Origin of the sequence: Kosmotoga pacifica, from assembly GCF_001027025.1 — a bacterium.
In the GTDB taxonomy this organism is placed as follows: Bacteria; Thermotogota; Thermotogae; order Petrotogales; family Kosmotogaceae; genus Kosmotoga_B; species Kosmotoga_B pacifica.
This window is the reverse complement of the sequence record NZ_CP011232.1, coordinates 683,868-701,078: the sequence shown is the minus strand read 5'-3', so window position 1 is coordinate 701,078 and position 17,211 is coordinate 683,868. Positions and strand designations below refer to the sequence as shown.

General features: G+C 43.1%; 15 protein-coding genes. 5 read left to right on the top strand and 10 right to left on the bottom strand.

Translation table 11 applies throughout. The features are described 5' to 3' along the window. Window positions 1–26: 26 nt before the first annotated feature. Genes IX53_RS03350 through IX53_RS03340 form a run of 3 tightly spaced genes read right to left on the bottom strand, consistent with a single transcriptional unit; the run spans window position 27 to window position 3,933 of the window. Entirely contained in the window at window positions 27–1,751 is a 1,725-nt protein-coding gene (locus IX53_RS03350) for an ABC transporter substrate-binding protein (RefSeq protein ID WP_047754152.1), read from the bottom strand. Beyond that, the gene (locus IX53_RS03345) at window positions 1,748–2,932 is read right to left on the bottom strand and encodes an ABC transporter ATP-binding protein (protein WP_047754151.1); all 1,185 of its coding nucleotides are present in this window, start codon (window positions 2,930–2,932) and stop codon (window positions 1,748–1,750) included. The genes IX53_RS03350 and IX53_RS03345 overlap by 4 nt, the downstream gene beginning before the upstream one ends. Continuing rightward, entirely contained in the window at window positions 2,929–3,933 is a 1,005-nt protein-coding gene (locus IX53_RS03340) for an ABC transporter ATP-binding protein (RefSeq protein WP_047755400.1), read from the bottom strand. Before IX53_RS03340 ends, IX53_RS03345 begins: the two co-directional genes overlap by 4 nt. Window positions 3,934–4,071: 138 nt before the next feature. Here IX53_RS03340 and IX53_RS03335 point away from each other — a divergent pair, with 138 nt between their 5' ends. The 5 genes from IX53_RS03335 to IX53_RS03315 are packed head-to-tail and all read left to right on the top strand — an operon-like array spanning window position 4,072 to window position 9,354. After that, window positions 4,072–5,232: an alanyl-tRNA editing protein gene (locus tag IX53_RS03335; RefSeq protein WP_053001126.1), complete on the top strand. Its 1,161-nt coding sequence runs from the start codon at window positions 4,072–4,074 to the stop codon at window positions 5,230–5,232. After that, a complete protein-coding gene (dnaB, locus tag IX53_RS10975; RefSeq protein WP_047754150.1) occupies window positions 5,222–6,577 on the top strand; it encodes a replicative DNA helicase in 1,356 nt (451 codons plus the stop codon). The genes IX53_RS03335 and dnaB overlap by 11 nt, the downstream gene beginning before the upstream one ends. A 12-nt stretch (window positions 6,578–6,589) precedes the next feature. Next, a complete protein-coding gene (locus tag IX53_RS10970) occupies window positions 6,590–7,345 on the top strand; it encodes an ABC transporter ATP-binding protein (protein WP_047754149.1) in 756 nt (251 codons plus the stop codon). A gap of 13 nt (window positions 7,346–7,358) precedes the next feature. Further along, window positions 7,359–8,927 carry a hypothetical protein gene (locus IX53_RS03320; protein ID WP_047754148.1) on the top strand — a complete coding sequence of 523 codons (1,569 nt, stop codon included), beginning with the start codon at window positions 7,359–7,361 and terminating at the stop codon, window positions 8,925–8,927. Window positions 8,928–8,931: 4 nt separating this feature from the next. Further along, window positions 8,932–9,354, top strand: coding sequence for a hypothetical protein (locus IX53_RS03315; RefSeq protein ID WP_047754147.1), 423 nt, complete (start codon window positions 8,932–8,934; stop codon window positions 9,352–9,354). Window positions 9,355–9,393: 39 nt separating this feature from the next. Here the strand turns inward: IX53_RS03315 and IX53_RS03310 are convergent, their stop codons facing one another. The 7 genes from IX53_RS03310 to IX53_RS03280 form a co-directional block, all read right to left on the bottom strand. Next, window positions 9,394–12,180 carry an O-antigen ligase family protein gene (locus IX53_RS03310; RefSeq protein ID WP_047754146.1) on the bottom strand — a complete coding sequence of 929 codons (2,787 nt, stop codon included), beginning with the start codon at window positions 12,178–12,180 and terminating at the stop codon, window positions 9,394–9,396. 24 nt (window positions 12,181–12,204) lie between these two features. Beyond that, window positions 12,205–12,603 (bottom strand): secondary thiamine-phosphate synthase enzyme YjbQ, encoded by a 399-nt coding sequence (locus IX53_RS03305; protein ID WP_047754145.1) that lies wholly within the window; start codon window positions 12,601–12,603, stop codon window positions 12,205–12,207. A 21-nt stretch (window positions 12,604–12,624) separates the two neighbouring features. Continuing rightward, window positions 12,625–12,900, bottom strand: a complete 276-nt coding sequence (locus tag IX53_RS03300; protein ID WP_047754144.1) for a cell division topological specificity factor MinE — start codon at window positions 12,898–12,900, stop codon at window positions 12,625–12,627. Between the two features lie 15 nt (window positions 12,901–12,915). After that, complete coding sequence (gene minD, locus IX53_RS03295; RefSeq protein ID WP_047754143.1) at window positions 12,916–13,731, bottom strand: septum site-determining protein MinD; 816 nt, start codon at window positions 13,729–13,731, stop codon at window positions 12,916–12,918. Between the two features lie 69 nt (window positions 13,732–13,800). Further along, window positions 13,801–14,958: a class I SAM-dependent rRNA methyltransferase gene (locus IX53_RS03290; protein ID WP_245612754.1), complete on the bottom strand. Its 1,158-nt coding sequence runs from the start codon at window positions 14,956–14,958 to the stop codon at window positions 13,801–13,803. Window positions 14,959–14,984: 26 nt separating this feature from the next. Next, entirely contained in the window at window positions 14,985–16,085 is a 1,101-nt protein-coding gene (locus IX53_RS03285; protein ID WP_047754141.1) for an iron-containing alcohol dehydrogenase family protein, read from the bottom strand. Window positions 16,086–16,089: 4 nt separating this feature from the next. Next, window positions 16,090–17,142, bottom strand: a complete 1,053-nt coding sequence (locus IX53_RS03280; protein ID WP_047754140.1) for a polysaccharide pyruvyl transferase family protein — start codon at window positions 17,140–17,142, stop codon at window positions 16,090–16,092. Window positions 17,143–17,211: the final 69 nt, after the last annotated feature.

Here is a 17,211-nt window from a genome sequence, read left to right as displayed (position 1 = left end):
CCCGCGAAAAGAGGTTTAACCCCTTATCATTCTGCTTCTTTCCAGATAGCATAACCCTTCCAGAGTGTTCCAGCCGCTGGATTGGGTTCGGGATTGGCTAGATGAATGATCTTTTTGTGGGCATAGAGATAGTTCTGATTCATCGTGTAGATAAGTGGCTGATGTTCAGCACAGATCATCTGGAATTCGGCGAAAAGATTGTATCTTTCCTGAGGATCAACAGCTGAGGTCTGCAGCCTGAAGATTTCGTCTATCCTCTTTTCCCAGTCGGGCGACCACCAGATGTCTTCGGGAACAGTGTCAGGTCTGAGTTCAGGTGAATAGTTCCAGAAATGGAGACCTCCGTCTAGTCTCCAGACGTTCCAGCCAGAACCTGGGTCAACGGAACCGGTGAGACCAATGATAACGGCTTCGTAATCGGGACCGAGAAGCTTCTGTACGAGAGAGTTGAACTGCATAGGAGTGAAATTGACCTTTATACCGAGCTTCTTCGCAGCATCAACAACTTTGTTACCGATGGCTTCACGGACGTTGTTACCGACGTTCGTCGTGAGTTCAAATTCAACAGGGTTACCGTCTTTGTCAACACAGGTTCCATCTTCTCTCCAGCTGAAGCCAGCCTTTTTCAGCTCGAGCCTGGCCCTCACAATGGAGTACTTGTAGCCAAACTTCTCGACTTCAGGATTGTAGAACCCAGAAGATGGGCTGACTGGACCATACAGGGGTGAGCCAAGGCCATTGTACAGTGTATCGATAATGGACTGTCTGTCGAGCATGTAAACGAAAGCCTTTCTGAAGTGCTCGTTTCTGAACCATTCTCTCTTGACAGGATCCTTTGTTACCCAGTTGAAGGCGATAAAGTTGGAACCGAGAGCTGGTCCACCAACACCGACTACCCAGCCTTTTTCCTCGGCCTGTTCGGCAATTCTCGGGAAATTCTCAGCTGTAGGGCCGTAAATGTCGATTTCGCCAGCTTCGAATTTGAGGAGCTCGGTGTTTAGATCGGGAACTATGAGGTAAACGATTTTGTCGAGGTATGGCAGTCTATTGCCATTTTTATCGAATCTGTAGTAGTAGGGGTTCCTTTCGAGAATGACCCTGACACCTTCGGTGTATTCCACAGGCAGGAATGGACCCATACCTACGATCTTGTCCATGTCGGCAACGGTCCAGGTTTCAGAGAACGTACCATTGTCAACGGCTTCCTCGAGGACATGTTTTGGAAGAATATCGGAGTAACCTACCCATTTGAAACCCCAGACATTAGGAACAGTCCAGGTGAAGGAAATGGTGTAGTCATCAACGATCTCTACGACAGGAAGCTGGTCATTAGCGTCCTTCGCACCACTGGGGCCGTTGGCAGTCATGCCTTCCGCGAGAGCTACCTTCGTGAAGGTGAAGTAGACATCATCGACAGTGAAAGGCTCACCATCGGACCATTGCAGGCCTTTTCTGATTTGGAAGTACACGGTTTTTCCGTCCTCGGAGAACCACCATTTGGAAGCGAGGGCGGGAACGTTCGGCATGCCCTTGTTATCGGCATTGAACAGAGAATCGCTGTACCACCCGATGATGTCGGTGGACGAAGTTTCCTGAGCCCAATAAGGGTTCAGTGTCTTAGGACCGGAAGTCGTACCGAGGTAGAGTGTGCCGCCAGGTACACCGTTGTAGTCCTCGATAACGTATTCGGGCTCTGCGATGACGAACACCGCGATAAGAACAGCAAAGAGAACCAGTAAAACTTTCTTCATGCCTTTTCCCCTCCTTTTTCAAAAGTTTCGGAGACCTCATTTTCTGCATACAGATGACAGGAAACATAATGATTATCTGCTACCTTGAACATCGGCGGATATTCCTTTTCACATATTGGCATTTTGTATTTACATCGGGGATGGAAGAAACAACCTTTCGGTCTGTTTATCGGACTGGGTACCTGTCCGCCGACAAGATCTTTTCTATTTCTCTTTTTCTTTGGATCGGGTATCGGTGCCGCCGCCAGTAATGCTCGTGTGTAAGGGTGAAGGGGGTTATTAAATACTTCTTCACTATCCCCTTTCTCCACTATTCTACCAAGGTACATTACAGCTATCTCGTTTGAAATAAACCTTACAAGGGCGAGGTTATGTGATATGAAAACGTAACCTGCGTTCAATTTCTCCTGGAGGTCTTTAAGTAGTTTCACTATCTGTGCTTGAACAGAAACATCCAGGGCTGAAGTAGGTTCGTCTAGCACCACCAACTCAGGGTGAACACTTATGGCTCTTGCTATGGCTATCCTTTGACGTTGTCCGCCGCTGAACTGGTGCGGGTATCTGTCTATATGATAAGATTTCAGCCCTACTTGGAGCAAAAGATCTTTGACCATATTTACGGCTTCATTCATGTTAGAGGCGATGCCATGAAAGAGCAGAGGTTCTGTCAACATCTGCCCAACAGTCATCCTCGGGTTTATGGAAGACATGGGGTCCTGAAAAACGATCTGAGTTTTCCTTCTTAATTGTTTCCTCTTTTTATCGAGATTCTTGTAAAGAATACTCAGTGCTTTAGAGGGATTTCCTTGAGCTTCTTTGTAAGCTTCATACACTATCAACTGGTGAGGCTCGAGATCTTTTCCACCGTTAGAGAAAGCTGGCAAGGAGAAATAGTTCTTCTTGAGATATTCAATAGCACGCTTTTTGTTCATAAAATAGAAGGTCGTGTCTTCTCCATCTATGATTATCTCCCCATCAGTTGCTTCATGAAGTCTGAGGATTGTTTTACCTATTGTGGTCTTTCCACAGCCGGATTCTCCAACGATTCCTATGGTCTTGCCTCGTTCAACACTAAAGGAGACATCGTCAACAGCTCTGACGAACCCGACAACTCTCTCAACGAGGAACCCCTGCCTTATAGGAAAGTGTTTTTTCAGGTGTTTGACTTCCAACAATCTCATCCGACGTCCTCCTTAACAACAGAAACTCTGTTGACAACAGGATTGAAACATCTTAAGAAGTGATTATCCTCAACTTGCTCCAGAGATGGCATTTCTTTGTAACATCTATCCACTGCCCGCTTACACCTTGGAAGGAACGGACATAACGGTGGTGGGTTCAACATTATAGGAGGTTGTCCTGGTATAGGTGCCAACTCTTCCTGTTTCACATCGAGTCTAGGAATACACTCAAGCAACGCGTTTGTATAAGGATGCATTGGATTGTCAAAAACAACTTCAGAGGGAGCCAATTCCATTTGATAGCTTCCATACATAACCTGTATCTTGGTAGCGATTTCTGCGATGACCGCGAGGTCATGGGTTATGAATAACAAACCACTTCTGTACTGTTTCTGAAGATCCTTCATGAGCTCCAATATCTGTGCCTGAACAGTGACATCAAGCGCGGTAGAAGGTTCATCGGCTATCAAAACCTCTGGATTGCAGGAAAGAGCTATTGCAATTACCACCCTTTGCCTTTGCCCGCCAGACAGCTGGAAGGGATAATCGTTAAGGCGTTCCTTAGGCTTTGGAATCCCAACCTGTTCCAGTAATCTGATTGCCCTCTCTTCAGCCTCTTCTTCGGAGACACCTTCGTGATGTACAATGGTTTCTATCATCTGGTCACCTATGGTATACATTGGATCAAGCGATGTCATCGGGTCTTGAAAAATCATTCCGATGTGTTTTCCGCGAATTCTCGAATACTGTTCTTTTGGAAGCTTCGCAAGATCGATGTACTCAGGTTGACCATTGGAAGAAAATTCGTCAGTGTAAAACAGAATCTCTCCTTTTGCAATATAACCGGGTTTATCGATTAACCCGGCGATGCTCTTGACCGTAACGCTTTTTCCGGAACCTGTTTCACCCACAATTCCCAGGACTTCGTCCTGCCACAGATCAAAAGAAACATCCTGAACGGCTTTCACTGTGCCTTCAGCCATGTCAAAGTAAGTGCACATGTTTTTCACAGAGAGGATAGGCTTATCTGACAATGATATCACCTCAACAGGATTTTTTATATTGTTGTCATTCTCTTACTGTATAATTATTACACAGAAAGGTATAAAATATCAAGTCATTCCTAAAAGGAGGTAAAAATGAACGCAAAGGTACTGAGCCTTAAAATCAACGATGATGGAAAATATAGATTGATAATCGAACCTCTTGCTCCCGAAAAGTTGTATGTTGATGGTGAAGGGGGACAGCTTGGAGACAGGGGTACAGCTGAAGGTAATCAGATATTAGCAGTTGACCGGGAAAAAGGTGAATTCTGTCTCGTTTTAAAGACGATGGAAGGCATCGAAGAGGGGAAAGTAATCAACATAGACATCGACAAAGAAAGGCGATTTGAAATCGCTCAACAGCACACAGCACAACATCTTCTTTCTGCAATCCTTGAAAGAGAACTCGATGTGAAAACTGTTGGTTTTCAAATGGGTGAAAACTTTTCCACAATAGACATCACCCTTGATCTTTTCACAGAATATCAAAAGACACTCATTGAGAACACAGTTAACACAGAAATCAAAGCGATGCACGTGGTGAACATAGATTTTTACAGCCCGGAGGAGTTCAAGAAACTCAATCTCAGGATGCGGGATGAACTCAAAGATAAGATATTTTCACAGGATAAAATCAGGGTGGTTTCCATTGGTGAAATCGATAAAAACCCTTGCGGAGGTCTGCACGTTAAGAATACGCTCGAAATTGGATTGTTCAAGATCGTAAAAACAGAAAAGGTCAAAGGCAACCTCACGCGTTTGTACTTCGTTGCGGGTGTGAGAGCGATAAGGCTATTTCAAACAGAACATGAGATCATAGAAAAGCTGATAAAGGAGCTCACATGTGGGATTGAAGAAATCCCGGAGAGGGTCAAAACACTTCTGAACAATTTTAAGGCATTGAAATCGATTAGCAGAAAATACACGGAACGGCTCGCGAAAATTATAGCGAAAAATCTTCTTTCTTTAAGAAGAACGGTGTTATTCTATGAAGACGAGCTGGAAATTGTGAACGCAATACCGGGACTCATTGAAAAAGAAAGTTATGTATTTGTGGGAAAAGCAGGGAGGAACAGATTAATCCTGGCAGCGAGAGGATTTGACCTCAAAGTGCTTTACACACATCTCAAGAAACGTTTTGAAATACAGGGTGGTTGCGGTCCCACAAAGGGACAGATCGTTTATAAGGGGAATCCTGGAGAGATCGTTGAAGAGGTAGAACGCTGGGTGGAAAGGGAGCGATCGCATGAAACTTAGGGTACCACCTCACAGCATAGAAGCTGAGGAAGCTGTGATAGGCAGTATATTGATCGATCCTGATGTACTGATCGATGTTATGGAAATACTCGATAGTGAGGACTTTTACCTTAGAAAACATAAGTTGATCTTTTCAGCTATCGAAAAGCTCTTTGACGAGGGATATCCCGTTGATATCGTCTCTATAACTGACAGAATGCGCTCAATGGGGACTCTTGAGGAAATAGGTAGTGAGGTTGAAATAGCGCGCCTTGCCGATGCAGTGCCAACTTCTGCCAATGCCGATTTCTATGCGAAGACCGTAAAAGAAAAATCCCTCCTGAGGTCGCTCATTAATGCGAGTAGCAAAATTGTGGAAAGCGCATATGGAACAGATGATACCGATCGCGTTCTCGATGAAGCAGAGAGTCTCATATTTAAAATAACTGAAAGTCAGACCACAAGGACTTATGAAGATCTCGGGAGTGTCATGCACAAGGTCTTTGAAAATCTCGAGAACCTCAAAGATCGAGCCGGGACTATCGAGGCTGGTGGCTTCGTTACTGGTATACCGACAGGGTTTAGACAACTTGATAAAATCACAACCGGCTTCCACACTTCCGATCTCATTATCGTAGCTGCAAGACCTTCGATGGGAAAGACAGCCTTTGCACTCAATATTGCCAGGAATATGGCAGTCAGGAACGATACACCAATCGCCTTTTTCTGCCTAGAGATGACAAAGGAACAGCTTGCACAGAGGTTGCTCTGTTCACAGGCCAGAGTGGATCTGAGTAAGGTAAGGACGGGCTTTTTAAATGATAAAGAGTGGGAAAGGCTCACTTCAGCGGCCGATGTACTTTACAGATCTAGGATCATCGTGGACGATGAAGCCTCCCTCGATCCCCGCACTCTCAGGGCAAAAGCGAGGCGAATAAAAGCTGAACACGATATAAAGGTGATTTTCGTCGATTACCTTCAGTTAATGCATTTGAAAGGTCGGACTGACAATAGGCAGCAGGAAATTTCAGAAATTTCCCGCTCCCTTAAATTACTTGCCAGAGAGCTTAATGTAGCTGTCGTTGCCCTCTCACAGCTCTCACGCGCTGTGGAACAAAGAGAGAATAAGCGCCCCCGACTGAGTGATTTACGTGAGTCTGGGGCCATTGAACAGGATGCAGACATGGTGATGTTCCTCTATCGAGAAGACTATTATAGGGACAAATCTGAAGTCTCCGATACTCCTCATGAAGCGGAGGTCATCATCGGGAAACAGAGGAACGGACCTATTGGCACTATTAAATTGAGTTTCAATCCCAAGATAGCAACCTTCTTCGATGCGGTACCAGCAGAGTACGTGGAGTGATGGAGGCGGGATATGATTTATGCTGAACAATTGACAAAGAAGTTTGGAGACCTCATGGCGGTGAACCGTATTCACATACATGTGAAACCTGGAGAAATTTACGGCTTTCTGGGACCGAACGGTGCGGGAAAAACCACCACCATAAAGATGTTAACGGGAATTCTAAAACCCACAGAAGGAACGATAAAGATACTCGGAATGAACATAAGGAAAAATGAAATCGAAATCAAAAGGCAAATAGGAGTCGTACCCGATGAACCCAGGATGTACGATAATCTGAGGGGGCATGAATTTGCACATTTCATCATGGAGATCTATAAAAGCCCCAGAGAAGAAACTGAGAAAAGGCTTGAGGATATCTGCAAAGCATTCGGAATAGACTATCTTGAAAAGTTCATTGGAGACTATTCCCATGGTATGAAACAGAAACTCATGCTTGCGACGGTGCTCATGAGGCAACCGAAGGTGGTCTTTCTTGATGAACCCACTATGGGACTCGATGCCCGAAGCGCCAAGATCCTGAAACTCTGGTTGAGAAAGATGGCTGATAATGGCGCTGCTATTTTCATGACCACACACGTCCTCGAAATTGCCGAAAAGATGTGCGACAGAATAGGCATCATAAACGAGGGAATGCTCGTGGCAGAAGGCACGCTTGAAGAGCTGAAAGAACTTTCCGAGGCGAAGTACGAGAGTCTGGAAGATCTTTTCCTCGAACTCACTGGCGGAAACGAGTTCAAGGATATAATTGATCAACTCGGCGAATAGCGGGCGTGATATCATGAGAGAGTTTGTTGTCTTGTTAAAATACCGCTTGAAGAACTCCGCCATATCAAAGAAAATGCATGCACATTTCTTTCTGCCCGGAATTCGGTTCTTTGTCCTTTTGTTTGTCTTTGGAATTGTTATCTTTCCAGGGGCTTATCGAACCTTCAATGAATTAAGACACTTTGAGGAATATCTTGAGCTTCCACAAATAGGTGGCCTGAGCATTTCGGAGGCTTATTTTTCGTTTATCAGCCTTGTGATGCTTATCCTCGGCTTCGTAAATTTTGTGCCTTACCTCATATATACCCTGAGTGATTATGAAGAAATGAGCTTTTTGCTACAACTGCCAGTGAAAAGGGGCACCATTTTTATTTACAAAGCCTTTGATGCGTTTGCGGGTACGTTCATGAGCTTTTCGATATATCTACCGATAGCCTTCGCATTTGGACTCTCACGTGGCCCTGTATTCGCCATTACAGCTGTTCTAGCGGCATTGATAGGGTTTTGCCTGATGCTTACAATTGCTCTGTTCGTTTCGAGCTTCTTTTTTTCCAGTGCTTCCCGGACTTTCGCCAGGAGGTTCAACGGGATACTGGTACTACTGAATGCTGGAATATTCTTAGCTCTTTTCAGTTTTTTCACTCCAAATGGTTATTTTAGACCCGACAGAATTGCTACGATAACTGAAAACGTTACAAAGAAATATCTTCCTTCTTACTGGGTAGCAAAAGCCGCAGTTGGTGGAGGTATAGAGTGGTTGCTTCTGGTCTTTTTTAGCATATGGATCTTCCGGATGGCATATAGAATCGCTGATAAAACTGTTTTTGAGCTAAAATCAGTTGATGGGAGAAGGGTAAGGTCCCATGGTGAAGAGAAAATTAGTCTTCTGAAGAAGGAGTTCCTGCTGCTTCTACGCGGTGAACAGTCTTTCTTTTTCTTCCTCTATCCCTTGTTGTTCTCATTGATAATGGTATTTACGACCAGAGAGATGTACAGTTCAACACTTGTAATGGTGATGATTTCGGCGTTCTATGCATCACAGATGATGGTTCTTTCACTTTCGTCAGAATTCATGGCCTGGCCATTACCGGGTTTTTTGCCTTTAAAAATCGAGCATTCTGTTCTTTTGAAAGGCGTTCTCATAGCTAGCATTTATACGGTACTCTTCCTTGTTTCAGTCATCATGAACGTGTTGTACCTTCGCGTTAGCCCAATACTACTGCTGTCTTTTCCCGGTGGATTTATGACCTTCTTCATTTCAGCTTTATTGGGAGCGAGGTTTTACTTAGCTTCTGGTGCTTATCGATCCGGGGTACATAAAAGGAGGCTTGGGATTAAATCGACATTAATTCTCGAAATCTTAACCTTTGTGACAGCGATCGGGAATATTATTGTTTTGATGGCATTTCTGTATACCCGCTTCATCCCGGTGTCCAATACATCTTTGTTGAAAGCACTATTTGATGGTCCGATGGCAGTAATACTCGGGTTAGGTATACCCATTTTGGTATCCATTATTGAGAGTGTGTACGTCATACGGTCCCTTAGATGGCGACTGAATGAGATAAACGAAGGGAAGTGAAAAGATGCAGATATCTCTTGATCAGGTTTTATCTGTGCTGATGGGCAAGGTCGAAGCACTAGAAGCCGCCCTTGACGATTTACGTCTTCGAAACAACATACTCCTACGTCTGCTGGGGAGCCTTGGAGAAATGAATAAGGAGAAAATCGAAGAGGCTGTGAAGGAAGAACTGGAAGTCTCCAGAAAGGCTGGCCTCATCGAAGATAACAGAGAAATACAATCAACTGTTGAAAACCTGACCGATAGCATTTACAAATGGTTTGTTGGTGATGTAGAAGATATAAGGGCTAAGATGGACGAATACAGGAAGAAGATGGAGGAAGTCCTTAAGGAACAGGAAAGTAAGGTCATCGATGTGGCACCGGCGGATTTCGTGAAACGACTCGAACCTAAAGAGCCGAACAAAGGTGGAGGAATAATACTGTAAAGGAAGAAGCAACAAAATATTGCGGGGATTGTTCCCCGCTTATTTTTTGCTTTCGTAAGTTTTTGTGAACTTCTTCATGCGTTCCAGAACATTCAAATAACGTTGCCTGTTTTCATCATCTTTTTCCAGCGGTTCAATCCTCTCATTGTAGAAAGTCTCCAACTGTTCTTTATTCCATTGATAAGCAGGTTCATATATTCTCATAATTTCTTCCTTCAAAACTCCATTATCAGATATTTCTGAGAATTGAAACAACATCTCGAAACTTCTATCGGGTATTCCCCAGTGCGTATTTTTCATAATCTTACAGGCGAAAACTTCTTTTTCTGCGATTTCAAGGCATTTTTTGATAGCTTCATCGCCGTAGGTAAGCATGAGCTGTTCAATGTAGTCACTATATATGTTTTCCCAGTCTGGGTGGATATTCCATCCTCCCGGATTCAATTCAATGGCTTTATCATATAGATATTCAAATTCCAATCTGTACTCATCCGGAATGTTGAGAATCTTTTGTTCAAGCTCTTTCAGGCTTTCAGTTGAATCAGCTCCAAGATACTTTTCCAGCTTTCTCAGCTCTTTCGCAACAACGCTAGATTCTGAAAAGGCCCTGAAGAACTGATTGGCCAAGAAGCGTATTACCATGATATCCGGGGTTATCTGAAGAGCTGCTATACCCATGTCTATTGAATCGAAAATTGATTGATAGCTGAATAAGAGTGGCATATCCAGTTCTTTAAGAATATTGGTAAGAGAAGCTTCTTCCGTCGCATGTTTAATCAAATCAGGCAGTTCTTTCAATGGGAGGTGTCTATTCCCCTTCAGTAGGAGGGGAACTATGAAAGCTCTAGGCTTGACAATCGCGATCTTTTCATTGTAACCGTTGATACCGGAAAAAAACTTTTCGAGCTGTCCCATAGGATCAGTGAGATTGAAAAGCTTCAGATTCAGATCCTCCATCCAAGCTTCAGAAGACATCAACAATGCGAGATATGTCTTTGGCATCCCGGAATGGTCTTCGAAGGTAAGGGCGGAATCTAAAGAGTACAGTGCGTCATAAAAGTTTTCATTACTGGCATTTCTAGCATTCATCAATGTGTCGGCCATGGATTTCAATTTATTCTTCAATTTCTCTTCGATCATGTCCACAGTATTTTTTCGCCTTTTATACAGTTCACTGACAAGCAGCTCTTCAGGTGCACGAGGGAATCTATCCTTAAAATTTTGTAGATAAGTGTTGATATATGTATCCGTTGCCAGATAACTGAATTCTCCTTCAAAACTCTCCAGACTGGAGAGCTCGGACCTTATCATGTTTATCGTGTTTTTGAGGTCGGGTATAGCTAAATTTGCAGAGTCGAAATTTAGTTTCGCTATGTATCCCTTTGTAAAGTAAGCTTCTGAAAAATAGTTTCTGGACATCAAAACAGTACCTGTTAAAGAAATGACTATCAGCAGGAACGCAATAACGGATCTGACAAATCTACCGTTCAACTCTATCCGAAACGCCCTGAATCCCCTCAGTTCTTCAGATAGAGCTACTCCGGCCACAATGACCGCGATCAAAGCATTGGGCATGAGGTGGCCAGGAAAAGAAACGACACTGTGCAGTGTTATGACTGTGAAAGAAGCGGTGGCAGCCAGAAAGAGTAGGAGCTTTTCAGTATCACGCTGGGTCAGGATGTTCTTGAAAAAGTACCACACAAAACCTATCAGAGACAGAAGTATCAATGATACACCCACGATGCCCGTTTCTGCTAGCATCTGAAGGAATTCATTGTGAGTCCTTATGCTTAATAAACCGTTGACATACATATATTTCGGCTCATCTGATACAACCCTGCCCATATTTTCTGTGGAATAGAACTTGTAAGTACCAAAACCTGTTCCGGTGAGCTTTGCGCTATTCCATTGCTTGATCGCAGCTTTCCACTGTAGCATCCTGACATCGATAGAAGTCCTATCTTCTGATATGTAGGTAAGCCTTTCGGAGACATCGAAGCTTCCTCGGGTGAGAAAGGAATCTGTGGAATAGCCATAAATTATTGAAAATGAGATCATAATCAAAGCAATGAGCATGGGAATGTTTATTGACTTCAACACGCTGGTTCCTTTTAGCCTCGCCAGTAAAACTCCAATACCACTTAAAATTAGAGCACCTATCAGGGCAAGATATACACCTCTAGTTTGACCGGCCATGACTACACTTAAAAGCAGCGTAAAAACGATTGTATAGAAAATCTTTCTAACCAAATCCATTTTCCAGATTCTCTTTTTTGAAATTGCGAGATATATAGTGAAAGGAATGAGAAGACCCATGAGATCGGTGGTAAAGTTCACATTTCCAATCAACGAAGAGATATTTCCACGGTTCAATGAGTTCCCAAATTCGTTTCCCCATAATATAGAATGTCCTGAATAAAAGGCAATGAGAGAATCCACCGCGATTATCATTCCCATAAGTACAATATATTGTAAAACCCAGAGTATAAAATCCGTCTTTTTTTTGGAGAAAATAAGTGAAAACATGATGAAGACCAGAAGATTTATAGCGAATCCAAGAGATGAAAAGATTACTTTGGGTGTGTCAATGAAGAAAGTTGAAATGACGGCGTAGAGTCCGAATAAGATTGGAGGCAAAAAGTAAATGGTACTATTTATTTCCTTTCTTTCACGCAGGATGTGCAAGGCCACATAGATGAAGATAATAGCCAGTATCACGGATGCAAAATAGAATTTCGGCAAACCCATATCCCATGTTAGGCCTCTGAGTGTAAAAAAGAAACTCCCCGTAACAAGAATGGAGTAGAGCCATTTATCCTTTTGCATATGAAACGTGTACCTCCAGTTATTTCAGCAAGATATTATCGTAACGGAAAATCTCCTTCTTCTTGGGCCGTCGAATTCACAGAAAAATACACCCTGCCATGTTCCTAGCATGAGACGCCCGCCTTGCAGGGGGACTTGCACAGAAGTACCTATCAATGAAGCTTTTATATGGGCATCAGAATTTCCTTCGAAGTGGCTGTACTCGGCATTTTCCGGTACAAGGTTTTTCAGGTGTTTAATGATATCCGATACTACACTGGGATCAGCGTGCTCGTTTATCGTTACTGCAGCTGTTGTATGAGGTATGTAGACAAACACTAACCCATCTTTTATTTTTGATTCACGCACCGCATTTTCAAGCTGAGGAGTTATATCAATAAACTCTACCCTTGAGTGGGTATTTATTTGATATTCTCTGTACATCCTTTACCTCCGAATGGTGCTTCAATGAAAGACTACGTTGGTAATGATTACCACATAGCCGTTGTGCTCTTCGAATTGAACCCTTACATTTTCTTCGTTCACCATGAATCTTTCAGCAACATAACTCTTGATTTGTCTTACAACGTCCTGCTCGGAATTTTTGAAGACCTCAGCGGGTATGACTTCCCGCACGGGAACTGAGTGTCTACGGCCGGCAACTATGGCCTGTAATCTATCTTTAGCCTCTTTTCTACTTCCGTGATCTTTTTTCTTTCTTCTGAAGAAACCGAAGAACATGCTCTCAACTCCTTTTCAATTCCGGCTAAAGAGTTTTTTGAAAAATTCAATAATCCCTTTACCGGCTTCTGTCTGGAGATCTTTCTCCACCGATATCATCTCTCCCTTTAAGCGGAGGGCGATGTTTTCAAACACTCTGGCAATACCGTGACCCTGATTACCGTTCAAAACGACGGGAATCCCTTTATTAGTTGCCACTATCACTTCTTCACTGTCTGGAATGATACCCAGCAGGTCGATAGAAAGGTTTTCCTGAATATCTTCCTTTGTAAGCATATCACCACGTTTGACCATCTGAATCTTGAACCTGTTGATGACGAGCCTGATGTTCTCTTCACCCATTCCCGCATTTTCGAGGAGACCAATAACCCTGTCCGCATCGGTTATCGCCGGGAGTTCTGGCGTTGTAACAACAATTGCTTTTTCTGCTGAAGCGATTGCATTTCTGAAACCCCGTTCAATACCGGCTGGTGAGTCGATGAGAATATAATCGAACTTACCATAAAGTTCTCCCACTATTCTCTTCATATCCTCTGGGGAAAGCATCTCTTTTGTAGCTATTTGTGATGCTGCAAGCAGAAACAATCCCTTCAGCTGTTTATGCCTTACAAGGGCTTCAGAGGCACTCACCTTTTTATTTACTACGTCAAGGATAGTATGAACAATACGATTTTCCAGACCCAGGGTAATGTCCAGGTTTTTCAGACCAATGTCAGCATCGATTAGACATACCTTCTCGCCTCTAGAAGCTAGAGCACACCCAATGTTTGCAGTGATCGTGGTCTTACCCACGCCACCTTTCCCGGAAGTGACAACATAAACCTTGGCCATAGCTACCTACCTCCAATTAATTAACACACTTATCATATGTGAATTATACATCATTTTCACCTGTTAAAATCAAATGTCAGCAATTTTATGCACGGTGAATGCACGGAACTTCAGATACTTTGTTTCGTATATTGCCGAAGAGACGGGGTGGTCAGCAGGCTGGCTCCCAGCAAAAAGTTGTAAACCCAGCTTTTTGTTATCTATGAAAGCTTCATAGATCGTTCTCTCCCATTCTTCTTCTTTTATTGCTTGCGTGCAAGAGGAGGTAGCCAATACGCCTTCTTTCAAATTTTTGATGGCCCGTAGATTTAGTTCTTTATAAGCATTAAGGGCCTTTTCTGTGGCTCTTGAGTTCTTCACAAGAGCCGGAGGGTCGACAATGATCATATCGTAATCCCCGGGCTTTACAGCCCTAAGAAAATCGAAGGCGTTACCCTCAAAAACCTCAACTCTGTCCGCTATGCCATTTATTCGTGCCACCTCCCTGGCTACCTCCAGAGCTCGTTTAGATTGGTCCACCAGTGTTGCACTATTCGCACCCGCTTTCAGCATATGTATAGCAAAGTTCCCTGTGTATGAAAAAACATCGAGTACCCTTCTACCATGCGCGTAGTTCGATAGAAGTTTCGCATTATAACGCTGGTCGAGGAAAAATCCTGTTTTCTGTCCTCTGAGGTCTGCCAGAAAAGTTATTTCGTTCATTTTGAAGGGAATGAGAATGGGACCAGTCTTATGGAGCCACTCGCTTACAGGATTGATCCCTTCGAGTTTTAAAAAGTTGCCCTCTGATTTTTCATAAATACCTTTCGGGTTAAACAGCCTTACAAGTACCCCGACAATAGTTTCTCTGAACTTCGACATGCCCAGTGTATTGATCTGCAAAACGAAGTAATCAGAGTACTTGTCGACAATAAGCCCTGGAAGACCGTCAGCTTCACCAAAGACAAGGCGGTATGCGTCCGTGGTTTTAACGAACCTGTTCCTCAAAGTGTAGGCCTTTATGATTTTTCTTGAAAAAAAGTGTTCATCAACGTTTTCATTCTTTCTTGTAAGCAATCTGATTCTTATAGCTGAATGAGAGTTGTAATATCCCTTTCCAATGAATTGGCCTGAACTGGTAAAGAGATCAACCAACGCTCCATCCTCACATTCCGGGAATATGCTGATTTCGTTGTCATAAATCCAGGGATGCCCATTGAAAATCCTTCTTTTAATCCCTTTTTTCAATATGACTCTCGGCAGAACCATTCAGCTCACTCATCCTTTTTGAGTTTTTTGTAAAGGTTTTCATAGAATGCTCTGTCGAACTCTCCAGGAGTTCTCCTGTTATGGGGGGCTTTCGCCGCTTTTTCGGACCATTCGATTAATTCGCTTTCATCCATGTCTAATCGAATTTTATATGTTCCCAGTTCTTCAAAAAATTTTGATAACTCACTGAGGTTTTCGAAAGGTTCAATACAGTTCTTCACCTGCTCTCCTGCCCTTTCAGATATGGATGCCAGAACATCTACAAGAAAAACGGCATTCGCCATACCATGCTTAATCCCTTTTTTGGAGCTTAAAGGATAACCTGCTGCATGTACTATTGTCGTACCAGTGTGAGCAATCACCATTCCGGCGAGCATAGCAGCGTATTGGAGCTTCTCACGGTAAACGAGATTTTCGGGTTCATTCAATACACATGGCAAATTTTCCCTGATTAACCTCGTTGCTTCAAAGGAGAGTTTTTTTACCAATGGATTAGCGCCGTTGTTTAGGAGCTCTCCTTCTATTGCATGTGATAGAGCATCGAGTGCAGTGCTGATTGTGAGCTCTTCAGGCATCGTCAGTGTGTATCTCGGATCAAGAAAAGAATACTTGGGAAAAGAATATAAATTTGAGAAACCTTGCTTATTCCCATCTTTATCGGTTAGTACAGAATACTGAGTCACCTCTGAGCCCGTACCAGATGTGAGCGGGATTGCCACCACCGGCAAGGAATATTCTACCTTCTTGGAGTACAAATGATATGCTTTCAATTCAGGATTAGCACCTAAAATTGCTATGGCCTTTGCTGCATCGATAGGACTTCCACCGCCTATTCCCACGACGAAGTCGCAATTCTTCAACCTCAGGAATTCTGCACCTTTTTCTACAGTTTTGAATGATGGATTTTCTTCAATTTCATCGAACAGTTCAAAAGCAATTCCCTGAGCCACAAGGCGTTTTGTAACATCGTGCAGAGCACCTGATACCCTCGCTGATCGTTTGCCGGTTATCAACAAAGCCTTTGAACCACAATCACTGAACTTGGCATGTTTTTCCACAACGCCAGAACCAAAATAAACCATAGTTGGAATGAAAAAATTCCACATAAAACTACCTCCATTCCTTTAACAGTTTCTTCAGTGTTTCTTTCGAAAGCTGGATTGTTTGATTCAGCTCCTGCGTGTATTTTTCTGATAGTGACTTATAATCGAAATATTCACTGCATCGTAGAGCGCTTTTTAGACTCTCGATATTTTCATTGAATTTCAGTGGGAGTTTCCCAAAGGATGAGAAGAATCTGTTCGTTTTTCTACCAGATCTCCACACAAAAGGAGTAGCCTGCCATGCTGCAAGAATCGCTCCGTGCAATCTTTCAGTGATAACCAGACCCGCCTTCTGAAAAATTTCAACAATACCATTTTTATTTTCAGGAGCCCGAACCAACTCTAATCCCTTTGACAAAGCCAGTCGCTCTATTCTCTTTACCAATTCAACTTCACAGTGGTTCTGAAAAGGCATTACACACAGTTTCCTGTATCCTCTATTCTTCAACGCTTCGATGATCTGTTCCGACATTTCGAGACCTCTGGGTATCATTAACGCGAGGTTTTTATCCTTCGATGGAAGCTTTTTCGGAGTTCCCAGGCAATAAGGACCATAATCGGTGCCTGAATAGAAACGATCTGAATATTTCCTGGCAAATCTGAAGGATACCGCATCTCTGAGTACGCCGAAGGTATTGTAATCTGAGAGGATCAAAGACAATCTTTGCGAGTTAGATGGGTTTCTGATAGGGCCAAAACCCTGAGAAAGGAACAGGAGTTTGTTACCATTCTTAAGAGTTCTTCGAGCTATATAATAGTAATATAGGAAGCTACGTACACTCGTTTCGTCCTGAAGTAAATTTCCTCCGCCAAAGATAGTAAGGGATGAATTTCTCAGGACTTTTTTCAGACTGATGGGATTGTATCGTGGGATCACCTTTATATTCAGGTCATAAGAATTTTCATTCAGAAAAGTTTTCAACCTGGCGGGTGATGGTATGAATATATTGCCAGTGTATCCCACCTCTTTGAGAAGTCGGAGAGTTGAAAATAACAAAAGATCGTCTCCAAAATTTCTATAGCCGTAGTAACCCACCAGAACGATACCATAAGAATTCATTGACGTTACCTCCGTCGAATATCAAACCAATTTTAGCACGAAGGATTCCCTTTCAGCGTGGTAAAATTA